Consider the following 17,031-nt stretch of genomic DNA (forward strand, 5'->3'; position numbering starts at 1 on the left):
CCAACGACCTTATGGCGCAGGGCGCCTGCCAGGTGCTGCGCGAGCGCGGCCGCCGGGTGCCCGAGGACACCGCGGTCGTCGGCTTCGACGACTCCGGTGTCGCGCTCGCCTGCCGCCCCCGGCTGACCACCGTCCGCCAGCCGGTCGAGGAGATGGCGGCGGAGATGGCCCGCCTGCTCGACGAGCACATCCACGGCGCACGCACCGGGGCGACGGCGGTCGTCTTCGAGCCCGAACTCGTGGTGCGCGAGTCGGCGTGACGGCCCGGTCAGGCCCGCACCGGTTGCCTCAAGGAGTGCAGGAACGGGCCGACCTCGGGCCCCTCGGGCGGTCGGAAGCCGAATGCGGCATGGTCATCGGGCACAATCCCGGCCTCCACGCCCTCGCCGAGGCTCTTGCCGGTGAGGCGGATGGCGACCGGGACGCCTACGTCTACCACCTCTACGGCGCCGGCGACGGGCACGAGCGGGGGCGCTGGGGGCGGTGTGTACAGTGCTCGCCGTGCCGGAGCGGGCCCGGTCGGACGGGTCGGCTACTTGGTGTAGCGGGTGGCGAGGGCGGGGGACTGGCCGCCGAACGCGGCGAGGTGGCGGTGAAGACGTCGTGCAAGGGTGGTCGTCCTCGACGCCGGGGGCGATGACGGTCTCGCCGAGTTCCAGGCCGCGCAGGGCGCCGGTGGACGAGGTCCTCCGCGCTCATGCGGGGGACGGCGCTGAGGTCCGTCCCGGCTGGACATGGCGACAGTACGCAGCCTCCGGCACGACAAGCCGGAGGCTGGAGTTGCCCAGGTGCGGCGGGGACCCGGTCAGCGGACTTCCGTGAGCCGGCCCGTGGCCACGTCGAAGACGAAACCGCGGACGCGGTCCTTGTGGACGACGAACGGGTCGGCCTTGATGCGCGCGACGGACTGCCGTACGTCCTCCTCCAGGTCGGGGAAGGCTTCCGCCGCCCAGGGCGGACGGATACCGGTGTCCTTCTGGACCGCGTCCTTGAACCCGTCGTCGGTGAAGGTCAGCATGCCGCAGTCGGTGTGGTGGATGAGGATGATCTCCTCGGTGCCGAGAAGGCGTTGGCTGATGGCGAGCGAGCGGATCTCGTCCTGGGTCACCACCCCGCCGGCGTTGCGGATGACGTGCGCCTCGCCGTCGTTCAGGCCGAGGATCGCGTAGACGTTCAGCCGGGCGTCCATGCAGGCCACGACGGCCAGTTTGCGGGAGGGCGGCAGCGGGAGCGGACCGGAGAAGGTCTCGGCGTAGCGGGCGTTGTTGGCGAGCAGTTCATCGGTGACGGACATGACAGACCTCGGTTCTCTCGTACGGGGACGGGCACGGACGGGGTGATGGCGCGGAGCGGGATCACGAGGCCCGGCTACAGAAACCGTCGAAGAGATACACACGACGCGAGGGCCAGAAGCCAGTCAACGTCGCGCCCAAGGTCAGCATCACACCAGTGAACTCCTGAACGTCGGGCCGGGCAAGAGAATGAATGTTCGGCGCCGGAGCTGCGACGGGCGACATGCCGCCCTCAGCCGGGTGGTGCCGGAGGTGGGGGAGTGGCTTCCGGACACGGCCAGGATGGCAGCCATGAGAGACCTTCCGGGGGACGGGGCGGTCAGCAGGGCGTCCGGTACGGCGTCGTCGAGCGCGCCCGGCCGCACCTGGGGTCGACGACCGCGCGTTCGCCGCCGTCGGCGCCGCTTCCGGCTTCAGCTCCGCACTGGTCGGCTCGGTCGGCCCGATGGTCGCCCCGAGGTCGGCCGGCTGAAGAAGTGACCCGCCGTACGGGTGATGGACATCTGGACATCCACTGACGCTGCTGACGTGCTCGCAGAGGCAGGCCCCGCGCTCGGGGGCGAGCGGCGGGGCCTGCTGGCCGGGTGTTCCGGACGGAATCAGCCGAACTCGGTTACGGAACGAGCTTGAGGAGCTTGTTGGGCGAGCCGGTGCCGATGCCCGTGAGGACGTCGCTGGTCGCTCCGTTCACCAGTGCGGCGGCCACGGTCGCCGGGGAGGCGCCCGGGTGGGCGGTCAGGTAGAGCGCCGCCGCACCGGAGACATGCGGAGCGGCGAAGGACGTGCCACTGCCGGTGTAGGTGGCCGTGTCGGAGGTGTTCCAGCCGGCGGTGATGCCGCTGCCGGGGGCGAAGATGTCCACGGTCGAACCGTAGTTTGAGTAACTGGCCCGTGCGTCGGTGCTGGTGGTGGCGCCTACCGTGATGGCGGCGGCGACACGGGCCGGCGAGTAGTTGGCCGCGTTGGCGCCCGAGTTCCCGGCCGCGATGGAGTAGGTGACGCCCGCAGCGATCGAGTTGTTCACCGCGGTGTCGAGTGAGGTGCTGGCGCTGCCGCCGAGGGAGACGTTGGCGACGGAGTTGGTGACGTGGTGGGAGGTGATCCAGTCCACGCCCGCGATGACGCCCGCGGTCGTACCGGAGCCGTCGTTGCCCAGCACACGCACCGCGACGATCTTCGCCTGCTTGGCCACGCCGTAGGTGCTCCCGGCGACGTTCGTGGCGACGAAGGTGCCGTGGCCGTAGCCGTCCTGCGCTGTGGCGTCGTTGTCGACGAAGTCGTAGCCGTAGGAGGCCCGGCCGCCGAACTCCTGGTGTGTGATGCGTACACCGGTGTCCAGGACGTAGACCGTCGCGCCGTTGCCGCCGGTGTCCGGATAGGTGTACGTGCCGCTCAGCGGAAGGCGGGACTGGTCGATACGGTCCAGACCCCACGGCGCGTTGGTCTGCGTCCCGAGTGCGTGCACCACCTGGTCCTGCTCCACCGAGGCGACTTCGGGGTCGGCCGCCAGACGCCTGGCCTCGGTGGTGGTCAGCGTCGCGGAGTAGCCGTTCAGCGCCGAGGTGTAGGTCCGCTTGACCGTGCCGCCGTATTCGGAGACAAGATTCCTGCCCTGTCGGGCAGTGGCCTTGAATCCGACGCTGTCCTTCAGCGTGATGATGTAGCTGCCGGACACGGCGTGGGAACTGTCGGCGTTCAGTACCGTGCCTAAGGCCGGTGCGGCCTCGGCGGGGAGTGCCGTGACGCTGGCGAAGAGCGCCGCCAGGCCGGCCGTGGTGGCGCTCGCCGCGGCGATCCGCCTCTTGATGATGTGCCTCGATGCCATGAGGGAGTGTCCTTACGGGTCGGCACGCGACGGCGGGGGTGCGACCGCGTGCTCGGGCGGACGCGGCACACGGAGCCTGTGCCGCACAATGACGGTGCGGCTACTCGCTGTAGCAGAGCAAGGGTTGGGTTAGATCTGTCATGTGCAAGTCATGGTCGGGAAAGGATTCCCATCGTTTGCAACGCGCCGGCAATATGACGCACAGAAAGGTCCCGGCCCCGGCCGAACATCCCGCGCCGGGCGCGTCAACTCGATCAGCGACGTCACCGCGAGCGCGGCACCGCGTCGGTCGGCTCGGCGACGGCCGCCTCCGCTCAGCCTCCCCCCGCTCTTCATTCGTGATCCGGCGGTCGATGAGCGAACGTCGCGAACGTCCCACAACTCACGCAACTCCACAGGCTCCTATCGGCGGGCGGATCGCCGCTGCGCCGCCTCAACCGGATAGTCGATCCGTATGTGTGCTACCGTCCCGGACTAAGTGGATGGTCTATCCGTTTGGCTGTCGGGGTGGAGGAGCGCATGAAGAAGACAGCAGTGGTCACGGCCGGAACAGGGGGCATCGGCCTGGAGACGGCGCTGGGGCTGGCGGTCGCCGGGTTCGCGGTCACGGTGATCGGGCGTGATGCCGAACGGGGAGCCAAGGCCGTCGAGCGGATCAACGCGACGGGTCCGGTGCACCCGGCGCGCTTCTTGTCCGCGGACCTCGCCTCGCTCGACCAGGTGCGTGCGCTCGCCCGTAGGATCGCGGCCGACCACGCCGCCTCGGGGGAACCGCTGACGGTGCTGGTCAACAACGTCGGGGCGATGTTCGCCGAGCGGCAGAGCCGGGGAGGTGTCGAGGCGTCGTTCGTCGTCAACCACCTCTCGCCCTACCTGCTGACCGAACTGCTGCTGCCCACACTCACGGCCGGTGCGCCGAGCAGGATCGTGAACGTGACGTCGGGCGCAGTCGTCGTGGCCAAGCGCGTGTTCGACGCCGTCGAACCGCCGGGCGGCTACTACGGCTTCCACTGGTACGGTCGCGCCAAGCTCGCCAACCTGGCCTACACCCTGGACCTGGCAGCCCGGCTGGACGGCACGGGCGTCTCGGTCTTCGCCGCCGATCCCGGAGGGGCGGCGACCGACATGACCAACGGCACCATGACGGACCCGAAGATCGTCTCGCCCGCCCTGCGGCTGCTGTGGCCCCTGGTGCGCCGCACATTCGAACGCTCGACCTCCGGTCCGGCATCCGGGGCAGCCAGGCCCTCCGTCATGGCCGCCACCGACGACACACTGACGGGCCGAACCGGCATCGTCATCGGCGCCCAGGCACACCCGGTCGCCCCGCACCGCGCGGCGACCAACCCCCGCGTCGCCGAAGCCGTACGCCGACTCAGCGAACGGCACGCACCGCTCGCTCTCACTTGAGCGTCATAGGCGCGGCGAGGCGGCCACCGGGCGGGCGGCGGAACTATCCGGATGAAGCATCCGATTAGCATGGCCTCATGACGACGCCTCTACGCAAGGACGCGGCCCGCAACTGGCAGCGGATCGTCTCCGTCGCCCGCGACCTGGTCGACGAGGGCGCACCCCTGCAGCTCAACGACGTCGCACGCCGGGCAGGACTCGGGGTCGGCACCGTCTACCGGCACTTCGCCACGCCCGAGGCGCTGCTGGAGACCGTCGCCGCCCCATGCCTGGAGGCTCTCGCCGCCCACGGCCGGCAGGCGCTGACCGACGCCGACCCCTGGCGCAGCCTGACGGGCTTCCTCTTCCGCACCGTCGAGGCACAGGTCACCGACTCGGCCCTGCCCCCCGTCGCCGCCGCGGCCACGGACGCCATGCCGCGCACCACGGAACTCAAGAAGTCGCTCGGGTCAGTCGGTGCCACCCTCCTCGCCAGGGCCCGCGATGCCGGAGTGGTCCGCCCCGACCTCACCGCCGCCGACCTCGTCCCGCTCATGTGCGGCATCGCCCACGCCGTGAGCGTCCACGGGGGCACCCGTGCCGACCGGGTCGACACCGCGCACCGCTACCTCGCCGCCCTCCTCGAAGGCTTGCGCGCGACGTCACCGAGCCCGTGAGTGACCCGCCCCGCGGCGCACCGGCGACTTTCAGGCGCACCTGCTCAGCGACTCGAGATCGTCCCGGTCCGCCGTCCGAACGGCACATCCCGTGAGCTCCTGCCGCATCGGCGACATGACCGGGCCGGCCTCGTACTCAACGACCGCTGGAAGTGATCTCCGCCGAGACGACCTCACTGAGCGCCTTATCCAGTTGTGCGAAGAGCTGCTCGGCTTGAGTGTCGGACATCCCGTCCGCGCGTCTGCTCACCACCAGCTCCCAGGCACCGTCGGGCTGCGGCACAGCCTCGATCAGCAACTCGAAGCCGGTGCGAGGGGGACGGATGCGCAGCGCTTCCACGGTCACCCCTTCGCGGAGGCGCAACCGCGGGGGCTGGCGCTGCAGGATCACCCAGGCCTGGAACCAGGGGTGTCGGTCCCTGCCGGGCTGCAAGGAGCGCACCAGCTCGTCGAACGGCGTGCGGGCGTGCTCGAACGCCGACGCGACCGTCCGGGCACAGTTGGCCAGGAGTTCCGTGGTGTGCTGTGCGGGTACGGATGTCAGCGGAATCGGCAGGGAGTTGATGAAGCAGCCGACTATCGGTTCCAGCTCGGGATTGTGCCGTCCGGTCGACACAGTGCCCAGGCACAGGTCCTCCACACCGAACACGTCGGACAAGGCCCTGCCGGCCACGGCCAGCAGGGCGGCCACCGGTGGGCCGCCGAAGGTGTCGGCGGCGCTCGTCAGTCGGGCGACCGTCGCAGGGGGGACCGTCAGGACGGATTCGACACGGCGGGCCTGTGTGCCTTCGGTCGGGCGCGGCAGGAAGGGGCGCGGTGCGTCCTTGAGCGTCTCCTGCCAGTACGGCAGGTCGTGGGCGCGCCAGGAGGGGAAGCGGTCCCGCTCCCAGGTGCTGTACCCCGCGTAGGTGACGCGGGGCGGCTCGGCGGGTGAGGCGTCCGGATCCATGGCGGCGGCAAGATCGTCCATGAACAGGGACTCCGACCAGCCGTCGAAGACCAGGTGGTGCACGCGCAGGCAGAACAGGTGCGTCCGCTCGTCGACGCGGCACAGCCGCAGCCGCAGCGAAGGCTCCTTCTCCAGATCGATGGGATCTCCCCACCAGTCCGCGGTGATCGCTTCGGCGAGTTCCCGCAGGTCGTCGCCGGGCGTGTGATCGGGGGCGCTCGTCCGCTCCAGGACCACGTCGGCGTCGGCCGGGGACAGGACGCGCTGAACCGCCTCGGCGCCGTCGTAGGGATACACGGTCCGCAGGGCCGGATGCCGTGCGACCACCTGGCTCAGGGCCGCCTCGAACCGCCGGGTGTCCAGGGGGCCCTCAAGGGCGTAGGCGAGCACGACCACGTTGTCGGCATCCCCGGGAGCGAACTCCTCCGCCAGCCAGAACCGTTGCTGGGCCCGCGACAGGGGCGCGTCGCCGTGCTCCGCGCCCAGCGATCCGGGGCCGGAGTCGGCCGACTGCTCCCGATCGCCGCTGAGCGCGAGGAGTCCGTCGAGGGTCCGCTGCCGGTACACGTCGGCTGCCGTGATGTGAGCCCCCGTGCGGAGGGTGATCCTGGAGGCCAGCCGTACCGCGTCCAGAGAGGTGAGTCCCGCCTGGAAGAGGTCCTCCTGCGCCGTGGTCCCCCGGCGGCCGAGAAGGCGCCCGACCTCGGCGAGCAGCTGCCCGGCGACCGAGTCGGACGGCGTGTCCGGAGCGTCGGCGGCGGGATCGGGGGCCGGGGCGGCGTCCTGTTCGACCAGGGCGCGGACCGCGGCGTAATCGGCCTTGCCCGTGGAGGTCAGCGGCAGTTGCCCCAGGTGCAGGAGCCGGGTCGGCACCATGGCGCCGAGCAGCGTACGGGCCGCGAAATCGCGGAGTCCGCCCGGGTCCAGCGGGGCGTTGTCGAGCGTGGTGTAGGCGCAGGCCAGTTCGGGCCGCCCGGGCATAACCTCGATGCGCACCACGCAGCACGTGGCGACCTCGGGGTGTGCCTCCAGCGCCTTCTCGACCTCTCCGGGGGCGATGCGCACACCGCGGACCTTGAACTCGCGGTCGGCGCGGCCGCGGTAGCGATAGGTTCCGTCCTCGTCGAGGACCGCCAGGTCTCCGGTGCGATAGTGCCGGACGCCGTCCAGGTCGAAGAAGGCGCGCGCCGTGGCCTCCGGGTCGGCCAGATAGCGCAGGGCCAGGCCGTCGCCCGAGATGGCGATCTCGCCGATGTCGCCGGGCTTCGTACGGTTTCCGGAGGCGTCCACCAGGGCCAGGCCGGTCCGGGGCACCGGCCGGCCGATGGGGATCTCGGTGGCCGGCTCGACGACGTCCGCGGCACGCACGACGTGCGTCGTGGCGAAGATGGTGCTCTCCGCCGGCCCGTAACCGTTCACGACGTGCAGGTCGGGAAAGGCCGTCAGGGCACGGCGGACATGCGCCGGCGACACGCGCTCGCCGCCGACGAGCAACAGGCGGATGCCGCGGAAGACCTCGACGTCCTCCTCGATGAGGACGTTGAACAGCGAGCTGGTGAGCCACAGGCTGTTCACGCCTCCTCGCACGGCTTCCCGCAGCGTCGCCGCGTCCAGGGCGGGAAGGCCTCGGTCGAGCAGCACGCAGCAGCCGCCGTTCAGCAAGGGCGCCCACAGCTCCAAGGACAGGCCGTCCCAGGGCAGGGGGGCCGACTGCAGGAAGACGCTGTCGGAGTCCAGGGGAATGGAGGGGCAGTCGACGAGGGTGCGGATGGTGCCGCGGTGCGGTGACATCACGCCCTTGGGCAGGCCGGTCGAGCCGGAGGTGAAGAAGACGCACGCCGCCTCGGTGCCGTCCTCGAAAGGGGCCAACGGGACCGGACCGGCCGCGCCGGCTGCGAAGTGCGCGAAGTTGTCCTCCGACACCACCACGGTCGCCCCGGAACGCTGGATGATCGAGTCGATACGAGCCGCCGGCCAGGCGGTGTCGACGGCGATGTAGGCGGCCCCCGTCTCCAGGACGGCCAGTAGTGCCACGACCAGCTCCGGTGAGCGTTCCATGCGCACGGGGACACAGTCTCCGCGCCGTACGCCCGCGGCGTACAGCCCCGCTGCCATGGAGGCGGCCCGCTGCCGCAGTTCCGCGTAGGTGAACGCACGGTCCCCCTGACGGAGGGCGATCGCGTCGGGCGTGCGCTCGGCGTGGTGCGCGATCACGCGCTCGATGCGTTCACCACGTGTGTAGGGGCTGTGCAGGTCCATGGATCATCGGTCTTTCGACTAGGTCGTGTCTTTCGGATCGGACCGGATCAGGCCCGATCAGGCCGCGGCGTCCGGTCCGTCACACTCGCGTGTCGTCGAAGTAGGTGCGGCGTGAGGCGATGAGGACGGTGTCGGCCTCCTCGATCAGGTCGAAGAAGTCGCTGAAGGTGAGATCGGCGGCGGATCCGTCGCGCAGGACGCCGGTGAAGCGTCCCTCGACCGCCACCTTCGCGCCCGAGTGGAAGAGCGCGTCGACGACGTGCCGGCCCTCCACGATCACGCGGCGGGCGGCGTAGAACTCCCGGAATTCGGCCATCCCCTTGATCACGGGGTAACCCGGGCGCTTGTAGCGGATCGAGCTGTGGAACAGGTCGAACATCGCCGGGTCCTGGCGGTCGACGCACTCGTAGTAGCGGCGGATCAGTCTTTCCGCCAGGTGAGGGGCCGTCATATCAGGATGTCTCCGTCCTTGGTTCCGCCTAAGAGGCAGCCGGTCGGTCGGGGCGGCTGTGCGGCAGAAGATGGCGCGGTACTCCAGCGCGGCGTGCCGAAATGATCCATGGCCCCCGCACATGCATCGCGAAGGCTAACAGGGATCACCGTTCAGTTCGAAGGAGTTGCCTTCGCTGATCGGTGGGTCGATTCCACTCATGACCGTTGAGCCTTAAGTGGCCAATTCTGGCCGAAAATCGATGCAACCGCAGCTGAGCTGGTAGTCCTCGTCGCACCGATACGTCGTGAACTGATGGTATGTCACCAACCTTAGAGCTTGGGCGGCTTACGTCCGTTTCGACGGCAAAGGACCCTGAAAATCAGGGTGGCCAGGGGTAGCGTGCCGGGGTACGCTCGGTTGATCTTGGGCGACCATCGAGGTAATCGTGAATAGCCGGAGGATGACGCGCACTTGGGGTGTAGGTTTGCGCAGTCGTCGGACCGACCGGCTTTTCGCAAGGCTCGGCAGTCGCGTCGAGTAGGACATCCGGAATGGATGCAAAACGGGGTTCGTTCGGCGCTTGACGCCGGCAGCTGTTCTTGTGTGACGGGGGAGTAGGAATCGGTGCAGCCTGCGGAAGATCTGATCAAACCAGTCAGTATGTCCGAATCGGGCGTTCCCGGGGAACTCGGGGAAGTCGCGGGTAAAAGAACGGGGCCGGCCCGGACGCGTATTGCCATTGTCGGCGGCGGCCCGTACTGCACCTATGCCATGGAGCGCCTCGCCGCTTCCGTGGCCTCCCGTGCCGGCTCCGTCGAGCTCGACATCCATGTCTTCGACCGCACCGGTCATTTCGGCGCCGGCGGTGTGCACAGCGATACCCAGGCCCCCACGAGTTTCCTCAACCGCATCGCCAAGGAAGTGTCGTTCGCCGCCGACGAGAGCCTCGAGGATGCGGGTCCGCTGCTTCCCGAGGAGCTTCGCCCGAGCTTGTACGACTGGTGCAGGCGGAAGTTCGACGAGACCGGGGATCCTCGCTTCGACATCGATCCGGACAGCTGGCCCAAGCGTTATCTGCACGGCCTCGCACTGCGTGATTCCTTTTCCGAGTACGTGAGAATTCTGCGCTCCCACCCCTCGGTCACGGTGACCCTGCACCACAGCGAGGTCACCGACATCGAGGACCTCACCGAGAAGGGTGCAGCGGGTCCGCTCGTCGTCACGTCGGCTCCCGTGGCTGATGCGCAAAACGGTGCACAGGAGCGGACGCCCGTCGATCAGGTCCTCCTCCTGACCGGGCACTCCTACAACGAACCCACCCGCTCGGAACGCACCCGCCGCTGGGTCGAGGCCGCCGCGCGCGTACCGGGCGCCACGTTCGTGCCCAGCGCTTATCCGCTGCGTGAACGGCTCACTCCGGAAAACACGGGGCCCGGCCAGGTGGTCGGCTGTGCCGGAACGATGCTCACGGGTATCGACGTCGTGCTGCACCTCACGGAGGGCCGCGGCGGTGTCTTCCGGCGGGCCGAGACCGGTGAGCTGCGTTATGTGCCGTCCGGACGGGAACCGCGTTCCATCGTCGTCTTCAGCGAGTCCGGACTTTTCGCCTTCGCCCGGCCGTACCAACGGGCTTCGTCCGGTGCGAAGAAGAACGGTGCGAAGAAGAAGCGGACAGGAATATTCCTCACCGTGGAGTCCGTCGACCGGCTGCGCGAGAACTTCGGCGGTGGCCCGGTCGAGGTGGGCCGCACGGTGTCCCGCCAGATCGACTACGAGCGCCACCTGTTCCCGCTCATCGTCGCCGAGATGTGGCTGCTGTACTACGAGACCCTGTTCGGTGCCGACTTCGGCGCCCACCTCGTGGACGTCACGACCGCCGCCCGGCAGGACTTCCTCGACCGGACCGCCGGGACCGCGTCCACCGAGGAATCGGTCCGCAAGCTGACGGTGCCGATGGAGCGCGCGGTCGCGGAGGCCGTCGACGCCCTGGAGTCGCTCCTCCTCGGCCGTTCCTCGTACACCGCGCTCCGCGCCGAGGCCCGCCCCTGGTGCTTCGACACCCTGCTGTGGCGCTACGTGGACGTGGTTCTCGGCGAAAGCGCCAGGAACCGGCTGGAAGCCGCACTGGGCGATCCGGCGGAGCTCGCTTCGATCGTCGCCGGCCTGGAGTCGCCGAGCCGGCACGCCGTCCTCCCCTCCGGCAACCTGTTCTCGTGGGAACGCACCCTCGATCCGATCGCGCCGAGTGACCAGACCTCGCCCGAGCAGTACCGCAAAGCGATGATCGAGTTCATGACGACCGATCACGTCTGGGCGCGGCAGGGGACGTCCGTCAATCCCGCCAAGACCGCGGCGGACGGCGTCTGGCGGGGACTGCGCCCCGTCGTCGTGTACGCCGTCAATTACGGCGGCCTGCACGCCGACGCCCACCGCACCTTCCTCGGCAGCTGGCTGCGCCAGCACAACCGACTGGCATACGGTCCGGTGCCGGAGGTCATGGAACGGATCCAGGCGCTCGTCGAGCACGGCATCCTCGACGTGTCCGCGGGACCGCGGGCCCAGGTGGAAACGGACGGCGACACCCTGGTCGTCAGGGGCCCGCGCACCGGCGCGGTCCGCCCGATCGACGTGCTCGTCGACGGCCGGGTCCCCTCGTTCGACGCCTCGGCCGACATCGCGCCGCTCTATCCGAACCTGCTGCGCCGTGGTCTCGTACGCCTCTGGCGCAACCCGCACACCGGTGGCGGCGAGGACTTCGTCCCGGGCGGGCTCGACCTCACCGAGGACTTCCGGGTGATCCGCCCGGACGGCTCCGTCGACGACCGGATCTCGGTGCTCGGTCCCGCCATCGAGGGGCAGCGCTTCTTCCAGGGCGGCGCGATGAAGCCCCACGCGAACCACCACGCCATGCGCAACATCCTGTGCTGGTTGCGCACCTTCTGGAAGCAGACCACGGCAAGCTGACGTGGCCCACGCGCCGGACCTTCACCCGTATTCGACCTCTCAAGAGACGTCTCTCGTCATGGACACCCAGAACGCGCACTCCGGGGCCGACAGCGTGGCCGGAGTGCACCACCCCATCGGACGGCACGCGCAGCACCACCCCGACGCGCTCGCCGTGCACGAGGCCGCCACCGGACGCCGCCTCGCCTACCGCGAGCTGTGGAACCTGTCCGGTTCCGTGGCCGAGCGGCTGACCGCCGCAGGCGTCCGCCCCGGCGACGCGTGCGGGATAGCCCTGGACCGCGGCGCGGACCTGGTGGTGGCGATGCTCGCCGTGGCCCGTACGGGAGCACGCTACGTACCGCTGGACAACGCGGCACCGTCGCGGCGCTCCGCCGCGCAGCTGGCCGACACCGCGGCGCGCGCCCTCGTCGTCGCGCCGGGCGACGTCGCCCGCGCGCACGCGCTGGCCCCGGAGCTGCCCGCGATCGAGGCGGTCCGCGCGTGCGCGGACGATCCCCTGGTGACGAGTCACCCCAGCGGCCCCGACGACGCGCTGTACGTGAACTTCACCTCCGGCACCAGCGGCCTGCCGAAGGCGGTCGTCGTGCCCCACCGCGCCGTGCGCCGGCTCGTCGACGCCCCGACGTACTGTGCCCTGGGGCCTGGCACCCGGGTGGGCAGCGCCGCCAACCCGAGCTTCGACGCCACCACCTTCGAGATCTGGGCGACCCTGTCCGCGCGCGGCACCGTCGTGGTGCTGCCGCCGGTGGTCGCCGCCGGCCTCGACGACTGGCTGGAGCTGCTGCGCACCGAACAGGTCGACGCGCTGTTCCTGACCACGGCGCTGTTCCACATGATCGCCCATGAGCGTCCCGCCGCCCTGGCCGTTCTGGACACCCTGCTCGTGGGCGGCGAGGCCCTCGCCCCCGAGGCCGCCCGCCGTGTCCTCGCGGCCGGACCGCCGAAGCGCCTGGTGAACGTGTACGGACCCACGGAGACCACCACCTTCGCCACGTACTACGACCTCACGCCCGAGCGCCTCGACGGCGTGGACCGGGTGCCGATCGGGCACGCCATCCAGCACACCACGCTCCATGTGCTCGGACCCGACCTGTCCCCCGTCCCGGACGGGGAACGCGGTGAACTGTGCATCGGCGGCCCGGGCGTCGCACTCGGCTATCACGGCCGCCCCGACCTCACCGCCGAGCGCTTCGTGACCGTCCCCGGGGCCGAGCACCTGGGCAGGCTGTACCGCACGGGCGACGTGGTGCGCACCGACCGCGAGGGCCGACTGGAGATCTTCGGGCGCCTCGACCGGCAGGTGAAGATGCGGGGCTTCCGCATCGAGCTGGAGGAGATCGAGCGGGCGGCTCTCGCCACCGGACTCGTCGAGGCCGCGGTGGTCGAGAAGACCGGCGAAGGGGCCTCGGCCGCGCTCGTCGGCTTCGTGGCCCCGGCGGGGGAGGACGGCCCGGAGGGCGACGCCCTGGTCGCCGGTCTGCGCGCCGCCCTCGCCGAGGTGCTGCCCGACTACATGCTTCCGGCCCGGTGGATCGTGCTCGACCGGCTGCCGCTCGGGCCCACGGGCAAGGTCGACCGCGTCGCCCTGCTGGACGGTGCCGTAGCCGCGGAAACAATGCAGCCGGCGTCCACCGGTCCCGTAGGGGACGGACCGCCCGAGGAGGACCCCCTGCCCCGTGACGTGCTCCGTCTGTGGTGCGAGGTCCTGGACATGCCCGAGGCCTCCGGCGCGGACAACTTCATCGCGTCCGGCGGCAACTCCATCCTCGCGATCCAGCTGTCGTCGCGCATCAGCGAGGCCGCCTCCGTCGACCTGGGCCCGGCCGACGTCCTGCTGGCGGCCGACCTGACCGAACTGATCGACGTGGTACGGCGCTCGACCGCCGGTCGCGGCTGACGGCGGAGGCGAAGATGAGTGAACAGAGCAACCCGGTCCTCGGCCGGCGCCATGCCGCCGAGGCGCCCCTGTCGGCGGCCCAGCAGAGCCTGTGGTTCATCGAGCAGGCCCATCCCGGCACCACCGCCTACCACGTGCCGCTGCTGCTCCGCTGGAACGAGCAGGCGGACCTGCCCGCGCTTCGCCAGGCCCTGCGGTCCCTGACCGAGCGGCACGAGGCGCTGCGGACCACGTACGCGTCCCGCGACGGCCGGCCCGTGCAGGTCGTCGGTCCGCCCCGCCCCGTCGACGTCACGGTGCGGCGGCTCGACGTCCGCCCGGGCCGGGACGAGCTCGACGCCGTCGTGCGCGTCCCCTTCGACCTGGAGAACGGCCCCCTGCTGCGCTGCGACCTGTGGCAGGGGGCGCCCGAGGGCGACACCCTGCTCATCACGGTGCACCACATCGCCTTCGACGGCTGGTCGCTGGCGACGTTCTTCGACGACCTGCGCGAGGCCTACGACGCGGCCCTGTCCGGGGGCCGCGTCGAGTCACCCGAGCCGGCGCTCCAGTACGCCGACTTCGCGGCATGGGAGTCCGACTCCCGGCAGCAACGCGACGTGGAGGGACGGGCCGCGCGCCGGGCGGACGAACTGGCGGAGGCCGCCGACTCGCCGCTCTTCCCCGGCCGCGGACCGCGCACCGACGAGGTCCGCCCCGGCGGTCATCTGGCCTTCCCCGTGCCCGCGGAGCTCTGGGAGGGGACCGGCCAGGTGGCCACCCGCCTGCGGGCGACGCCTTTCGTCGTACTCTTCGCCGCCTTCCAGGAGGTGCTGCGCCGTTGGTCCGGGGCGGAGGACTTCCTCGTCGGCACCGTCATGGCGAACCGTCCCAAGCCGGTTCTGGAGGGTGTCGTCGGCTGCTTCGTCAACACCGTTCCGCTGCGCTGCAGCCCCGCTCCCGGCATCACGTTCGAAGAGCTGTGCCTGCGGTCGCGCACGGAGGCCTTCCGCTCCCTGGCGCACCAGGACATTCCCTTCGACCGGCTCACGGCCGCCACCGCCGCGAAGCGGGGATCCGGCCGAGGCCCGCTGGTCGAGGTCGCCTTCGGCCTGCAGAACATGCCGGCCCCCCGTGACCGGGGCCTTCGCCGCTGGGAGCAGCCGGAACTCCTGCCGACCGGAACCGCCAGGTACGACCTGCTGCTCCTGATCGAGCAGCGTGCCGACGGTGTCGTCGGCACCATCGAGTACGACCTCGCGCTGTGTTCCGACGAGACGGCCGAGCGCTTCCGGGACGCCTACCTCGCCCTCCTCGCCGCGGCGGTACGCGCCCCGGAGACCGCGCTCGCCGCGCTCCCGCTGTCCAGCAGGGCACCCGGTGCCCCGATCCCCGGCGTCCTCACCGGACCCCGCAGGGACCTCAGCGCCAACGTGCCGCCGGCCGACCGGACGCTGCTGGACGTGATCGCGTCCCGGCTGGCGGACGACCCGCAGGCCACCGCCGTCCGCGTGGGCGACGTCCGGCTCAGCCGAGGCGAGCTCGACGACTGGTCCTGGTCGGTCGCCGCGAGCCTCCGCGCCGCCGGCGTGGGCGGCGCCGGCGGCGTCGTCCCGGTTCTCGCGGCGCGCGGCCCGGCGCTCGTGGCGGGCTGGCTCGGCACCCTGCGGGCGGGCAGCGCCTACGTCCCGCTCAACCTCGACACCCCCGTCGAGCGACTGGAGTACGTACTCGGGAACCTGGACGTGCGGGTCGTCCTCGCCGACGCGGCAGGGGCGGCGGCGCTCCGGCAGGCGCACACGGACGTACGCGTGATCGACCTCGCGGCGCTCCGGCACGGCGACGGGGGCGAACGACGCACTCCCGCTCTCACCGGGGACGACACCGCCGTGGTCATCCACACCTCCGGCACCACGGGCCGGCCCAAGAGCGTCCCCGTGCCGCACCGAGGGCTCGCCAACACCGTGCTGTGGTGGGCCGAGGACGCCGGGCTCGGACCGGACGACCGGCTGCTGTGCGTCGTCGGCACCTCGTTCGACCCGGCGACCTTCGAGACCTTCCGCGCGCTGGCCTCGGGCGCGGAACTGGTCTACGCCGACGACGTGGACCGCAAGGACGGCCGGGCCCTGCTGCGCCTGCTCCGCACCAGCACCGTGGTGTCCATGACCCCCGGTCTGCTGCGCGCCGCGCTGGACGCGGAGGACGCCTCGGACGGCGCGGACGCCGTGGTCGCCGGGCGGACGGAGACCTCACTGCGACTGATCCACCTCGGCGGTGAGCGGCTCACCCGTGCCCTCGCCGCCGAGTGCGCCCGGCGCTGGCGGGTGTCCGTGCGCAACGTCTACGGGCCCACCGAGGTCTCGTGCACCAGCCTGTCGGCGCCGGTGGACCCGGACGACCCGCAGGCACCGCCGATCGGCACACCCGTGTGGAACACCCGGGCCTATGTGCTCGGGCCCGCCGGAGAGGAGCTGCCGCCCGGCGTGCCCGGTGAGCTCTACCTGGCGGGGGCCGGCGTGTCTCGTGGCTACCTCGGCCGCCCCGACCTCACCGCAGCCGCCTTCCTCGCCGACCCCTTCGCCCCGGCGGACGAGCCGGACGCCCGGATGTACCGGACGGGGGACCGCGTCGTCGTGCGCCCCGACGGTCTGATCGAGTACCTCGGCCGCGCCGACGACCAGGTCAAGATCCTCGGCAACCGGATCGAACCGGCCGAGGTCGCCGCACTCCTGGAGGAGCAGCACGACGCGGTGCTGTCCGCCGCGGTCACCGTCGACGAGGACGACCCCGAGCGCTTGATCGCGTACGTCGTGCTCGCCGAGCCCGGTACGGCGCTCACCCATGACGAACTGGTCGCGCCGCTGCTGCGCTGGCTGCCCGCCGCGGTCCTGCCCGGCGCGGTCCACGCGGTGGACGCCCTGCCCATGACCCCCAACGACAAGATCGACTTCCGGGCCCTGCGCGCGCTCCGGGACGCCCCGCGGCCCCGTGCCGAGCGCCGGGCGGCCGACCTGACCCCGGCCCAGCGGTGGGCGAGCGAGCAGTTCCTGGCTGCGCTGGGCGCCGATGGCCGGCTCGGTCCCTCCGCGGAGGCGCTCCGGGCGGGTTCGCTCGCTCCCGACGACGACTTCTTCGCCCTGGGCGGGCACTCACTGCTCGCCGTGCGCATGCTCGCCGCCATCGAGCGCGAGGACGGCGCCGGGCCGTCCCTCGGGACCTTCCTCGCCCAGCCGACCGTGGACGGTCTCGCGCGGCTGCGGCGGCCCACCACGCCCGGGCCACGGCAGGGCACGGCACCGGCCCGCCCCGACGGCCGCCATCCGGCGACCCCGATCCAGCAGCGCATGGTGTTCCTGGACCGGCT

The 17,031-nt window shown here is 71.2% G+C and carries 10 protein-coding genes; 6 read left to right on the top strand and 4 right to left on the bottom strand.

Annotation, left to right across the window (positions count from 1 at the left end):
- On the top strand, nucleotides 1-260 hold a 260-nt coding region (locus IE312_RS39325), incomplete at its 5' end, for a substrate-binding domain-containing protein (RefSeq protein WP_229899395.1).
- Between the two features lie 545 nt (nucleotides 261-805).
- On the opposite strand, the gene IE312_RS09260 is transcribed toward IE312_RS39325, so the two are convergent.
- Nucleotides 806-1,294 (bottom strand): beta-class carbonic anhydrase, encoded by a 489-nt coding sequence (locus IE312_RS09260; RefSeq protein WP_030343123.1) that lies wholly within the window; start codon nucleotides 1,292-1,294, stop codon nucleotides 806-808.
- A 611-nt stretch (nucleotides 1,295-1,905) separates the two neighbouring features.
- On the bottom strand, nucleotides 1,906-3,117 hold the full coding sequence (locus IE312_RS09265) for a S8 family peptidase (RefSeq protein WP_189980167.1): 1,212 nt from the start codon (nucleotides 3,115-3,117) through the stop codon (nucleotides 1,906-1,908).
- A 519-nt stretch (nucleotides 3,118-3,636) separates the two neighbouring features.
- Between IE312_RS09265 and IE312_RS09270 the strand changes: the two genes are divergently transcribed.
- Nucleotides 3,637-4,527, top strand: coding sequence for an SDR family NAD(P)-dependent oxidoreductase (locus IE312_RS09270; RefSeq protein ID WP_189980169.1), 891 nt, complete (start codon nucleotides 3,637-3,639; stop codon nucleotides 4,525-4,527).
- 77 nt (nucleotides 4,528-4,604) lie between these two features.
- On the top strand, nucleotides 4,605-5,183 hold the full coding sequence (locus IE312_RS09275) for a TetR/AcrR family transcriptional regulator (protein WP_189980171.1): 579 nt from the start codon (nucleotides 4,605-4,607) through the stop codon (nucleotides 5,181-5,183).
- Between the two features lie 136 nt (nucleotides 5,184-5,319).
- Here the strand turns inward: IE312_RS09275 and IE312_RS09280 are convergent, their stop codons facing one another.
- On the bottom strand, nucleotides 5,320-8,391 hold the full coding sequence (locus IE312_RS09280) for an AMP-binding protein (RefSeq protein WP_189980173.1): 3,072 nt from the start codon (nucleotides 8,389-8,391) through the stop codon (nucleotides 5,320-5,322).
- A gap of 79 nt (nucleotides 8,392-8,470) precedes the next feature.
- Complete coding sequence (locus tag IE312_RS09285) at nucleotides 8,471-8,842, bottom strand: nuclear transport factor 2 family protein (RefSeq protein WP_189980175.1); 372 nt, start codon at nucleotides 8,840-8,842, stop codon at nucleotides 8,471-8,473.
- Between the two features lie 720 nt (nucleotides 8,843-9,562).
- Between IE312_RS09285 and IE312_RS09290 the strand changes: the two genes are divergently transcribed.
- From IE312_RS09290 to IE312_RS09300, 3 genes are all read left to right on the top strand, one after another.
- The gene (locus IE312_RS09290; RefSeq protein WP_370467542.1) at nucleotides 9,563-11,788 is read left to right on the top strand and encodes an FAD/NAD(P)-binding protein; all 2,226 of its coding nucleotides are present in this window, start codon (nucleotides 9,563-9,565) and stop codon (nucleotides 11,786-11,788) included.
- 58 nt (nucleotides 11,789-11,846) lie between these two features.
- Complete coding sequence (locus IE312_RS09295) at nucleotides 11,847-13,688, top strand: non-ribosomal peptide synthetase (protein ID WP_189980179.1); 1,842 nt, start codon at nucleotides 11,847-11,849, stop codon at nucleotides 13,686-13,688.
- A 14-nt stretch (nucleotides 13,689-13,702) separates the two neighbouring features.
- Nucleotides 13,703-17,031: non-ribosomal peptide synthetase (locus tag IE312_RS09300; RefSeq protein ID WP_189980180.1), on the top strand; the 3,329-nt coding region annotated here is incomplete at its 3' end.

The sequence above is a fragment of the Streptomyces capoamus genome (genome assembly GCF_014654935.1).
GTDB lineage: Bacteria > Actinomycetota > Actinomycetes > Streptomycetales > Streptomycetaceae > Streptomyces > Streptomyces capoamus.

What these genes read in the sequence shown, in the direction of transcription:
- IE312_RS09260 (WP_030343123.1), bottom strand. Translation starts at nt 1,294, where the DNA reads ATGTCCGTCACCGATGAACTGCTCGCCAACAACGCCCGCTACGCCGAG.
- IE312_RS09265 (WP_189980167.1), bottom strand. Translation starts at nt 3,117, where the DNA reads ATGGCATCGAGGCACATCATCAAGAGGCGGATCGCCGCGGCGAGCGCC.
- IE312_RS09270 (WP_189980169.1), top strand. Translation starts at nt 3,637, where the DNA reads ATGAAGAAGACAGCAGTGGTCACGGCCGGAACAGGGGGCATCGGCCTG.
- IE312_RS09275 (WP_189980171.1), top strand. Translation starts at nt 4,605, where the DNA reads ATGACGACGCCTCTACGCAAGGACGCGGCCCGCAACTGGCAGCGGATC.
- IE312_RS09280 (WP_189980173.1), bottom strand. Translation starts at nt 8,391, where the DNA reads ATGGACCTGCACAGCCCCTACACACGTGGTGAACGCATCGAGCGCGTG.
- IE312_RS09285 (WP_189980175.1), bottom strand. Translation starts at nt 8,842, where the DNA reads ATGACGGCCCCTCACCTGGCGGAAAGACTGATCCGCCGCTACTACGAG.
- IE312_RS09295 (WP_189980179.1), top strand. Translation starts at nt 11,847, where the DNA reads ATGGACACCCAGAACGCGCACTCCGGGGCCGACAGCGTGGCCGGAGTG.